The organism is Mycobacterium sp. (assembly GCF_032162605.1).
Taxonomy (GTDB): Bacteria; Actinomycetota; Actinomycetes; order Mycobacteriales; family Mycobacteriaceae; genus Mycobacterium.
Map to the genome: position 1 here is coordinate 1 of NZ_JAVROT010000222.1, position 2,992 is coordinate 2,992.

The 2,992-nt window shown below is 67.5% G+C and carries 3 protein-coding genes and 1 pseudogene; 3 read left to right on the top strand and 1 reads right to left on the bottom strand.

All coding sequences use genetic code 11. The features are described 5' to 3' along the window. Together QOI01_RS13685 and QOI01_RS13690 are read left to right on the top strand one after the other, a co-directional pair. A pseudogene (locus tag QOI01_RS13685) lies at window positions 1-417 on the top strand (hypothetical protein); the annotation flags it as partial. Window positions 418-434: 17 nt separating this feature from the next. After that, a complete protein-coding gene (locus QOI01_RS13690; RefSeq protein ID WP_526381732.1) occupies window positions 435-1,049 on the top strand; it encodes a hypothetical protein in 615 nt (204 codons plus the stop codon). A gap of 78 nt (window positions 1,050-1,127) precedes the next feature. Here the strand turns inward: QOI01_RS13690 and QOI01_RS13695 are convergent, their stop codons facing one another. After that, window positions 1,128-1,739 (bottom strand): NADPH-dependent F420 reductase, encoded by a 612-nt coding sequence (locus tag QOI01_RS13695; RefSeq protein ID WP_526381734.1) that lies wholly within the window; start codon window positions 1,737-1,739, stop codon window positions 1,128-1,130. A 312-nt stretch (window positions 1,740-2,051) separates the two neighbouring features. Here QOI01_RS13695 and QOI01_RS13700 point away from each other — a divergent pair, with 312 nt between their 5' ends. Next, window positions 2,052-2,831 carry an alpha/beta hydrolase gene (locus tag QOI01_RS13700; protein ID WP_526381736.1) on the top strand — a complete coding sequence of 260 codons (780 nt, stop codon included), beginning with the start codon at window positions 2,052-2,054 and terminating at the stop codon, window positions 2,829-2,831. Window positions 2,832-2,992: the final 161 nt, after the last annotated feature.

The window sequence follows — 2,992 nt, forward strand, 5'->3', positions numbered from 1 at the left end:
ACGGTGCTCGCCAATTGCGGCTCCCATCCGTCGCAGCTGTGGTTGGTCCCCGTCGACGGCACGGCCCCCACGGCGCTGACCGCACCGAACGACGGACAGACCGGTGCGGACCTCGGCGACGTCGACGTCTGGCAGCTGCCCGTGGGCACCTTCGTGCAGGACATCGGCGCTTGCGGCGTCGTCTACCTAGCGAAGCTCAACGCAGACGGCACCACCACCGAGGTCGAAGTCCCCGACGTACGGGGCGGCAGCAGCAACGTCATCGGCGTCAATGGCGACTCGCTGTGCCTGCAGGCCAAGGCGGCGTGCGGTGGCGGCCGCTCACTGGTCGACTACAACCCGTCGACCGTCCTGCTCGGGCCCCCGGTCAACGGCGGCGGCGTCATCAGCGCGACGGCGTTCAAGGGTCAGCGATGACCACACCATGTGTAGACGTGGGACTTTGGATACTCGTGGCGACGGCGCTCGGACTCGTCGCGGCCCCGCACGCCTCGGCCGACGCCAACTGCGCGCCCGGCGGCCCACCGCCCGGCGCGGCGACCAGGGACGTCAGCGCCCTGTACGGGCAGCCCGCAATGCTGTGGATCACCGATGCCTTCTCGACCGGCATCACCACCGCCGCAGGGACCGGTTCGACGACGGTGCACACCCCCAGCCCGATGGTGCAACGGGCGCTTCTGATCGACGCTCAGCAAGACGGAAACCACCAGCTCATCGTCGACACCGGTCGCGAGTCCAACCTGTATGCGGCCTCCGGCTGCAGCGTCTCGACCGTGGTCGACCAGCAGGGCGAACCGTTCGTCTTCGACGAAGGCCACCGGCGCGGCAACGGCGACGGCGTCGGGTGCGGCGACCTCGGCCACGGCCCGCACCTGGTCGGGTACCTGAACCTCGAGGATCAGCCAGGAATGATGCGGCGCACCGAGCTCGACCTCGACGGCACGACGGCGTCGATCGGGCCGTCCGACGTCGTCCCCACCACCACGGACCTCAGCTGCGGAGGCCTGACCATGCGGAACGACGGGCTGGAGGCTCCGTACGGACATTGATGCAAATGCGAAACTTGGTATCACCGGCGAGACCAAGTCCGGAAGCAGACTCATGCCTCCTGGGGCTCGGTGCGCGCGTCAGTCCTGCCGGAGCGCATGCACGCCGCTGAGCGAGCCACCGAGTTGCAGCAATCGCCCGCCGTCGCGCAACCCGCCCACCGATACCGGCGCGAACCCAAGCCGCTCGACGAACGTCGCGAACTGCGCGCCCACCGCCTCGTCATCGCCGGCGTAGAACACGATCTGCCTGCCCTCGGCATGCTTCGGTTCGGGCGCAAGGTAACTCGCGAACATCGCATTGAACGCCTTGAGCACCGCCGCGCCGGGCAGGCGGCGGGCCACCCACTCGCTTCCGGTCTCGTCGCCCAGGTCGACGAAGCCGGCGTACGTCGGTCGGTACTGCGCGAACTGGTTGGTCGCGTCGACGACGACCGTGCCCGACCAGTCCGCAGCGTCCGTCAGTTCCGGCACCTTCACGAACGGGATGGCGACGACGACGAGGTCGGCCCGCGCGGCTTCGCGCACCGTGACGGCCTGCGCGCCGCCGCCGATCTGGTCGACGACGCCGGCCAGACTTTCCGGTCCGCGGCTGTTGCTGATGAGCACTTGGTAGCCCGCGCCGACCGCATGCTTGGCGAGCGCACGGGCGACCTCGCCTGAACCGATGATGCCGATACTCTCGATGGTCATGATCCGTCCACGGTAACCGGGATCGAGTACGGCCCGTCGTGGCTGAGCGCCTGCCATCCCCCATCGGCAGCCTGATGGCGCCGCTGGTTCCGTCGGTGGCCCGGTACCAGTCGAGCCATTCGGCGAAAAACGTCGGTCGAACGTGGGCGGTCAGCATCGGAGTCCGGTCCAGCAGTCGTTCGGCGATCCAGTGATTTTGCGCGGCATGGCTCTTCGCTTCCCGGCGCGCGCATCGCCGCACTCACCGAGACGACGGGCTGACGTACTCTGATCATGATTCCGATGTGATCGCGGTAGGCCGGGGGGCGCCAAATGCTGGAAGTCATCGACAAGGGTCATGTCACGAAGGCACATCCGTCGCCGTTGCTGTTCGTCCATGGCGGTTGTCACGCCGCGTGGTGCTGGGACGAACACTTCCTCGACTACTTCGCGAGTCACGGCTTCCGCGCCGCTGCGGTGAGTTTCCGTGCCCACGGCGGCAGTGACTCCGACAAGCCACTCAACAGACTTTCGGTGGCCGACTACGTCGACGACGTGCGCACCGCTGCCGAAGGACTCGACGGTGACCCGATAGTGGTCGGCCACTCGCTGGGCGGCTTCACCGTGCAGCACTACCTGCAGCGTTATGACGCACCCGCGGGCGTGCTCCTGGCCTCGCTGCCACCGCAGGGCGTGCTGCGGTGCGCCCTCCGGCTCTGGCGCAAGCATCCATTGATCACGATGCGCGCCAACACCTTCGGCGAAAACAAGGAAGTCTTCACGCGACGTCCGCGCGAGGTGTTGTTTTGCGACTACACGCCGCAAGCCATCGTTGACGCAGGCGCGGCCCGCTGCGAGAACGAGAGCCTGCGCGCCGCTTTGGTCGACGCGGGCTTCCGGTTGCCCAAAGCCACTCGAGTGTCCGCGCCGATGCTGGTGCTCGGCGGTGAGGACGACGGAAGCATCACCAACGCCGAAGTAAGGGCCACGGCACGCGCCTACGAGACGACGGCCGAACTCTTTCCCCGGATGGGCCACAACATGATGGTCGAACCGGGCTGGCGGGACGTCGCCGAGCGCATCTGCGGATGGCTGGCGGACAGAGGCCTCTGAGTCAGCTGCCAGGACGTGTTCGTCACCGCTGCAACCAAACTCGGACAACTGCGCTAGGCGGCGCGGTGGTGCTGGCGCCCTCACCGCGAGCGTGCGTGTTCGTACAAGACACGCCGGATAATTGCGGCTCGTTGCGCACGCTCGCAAATCAATCAAAACCC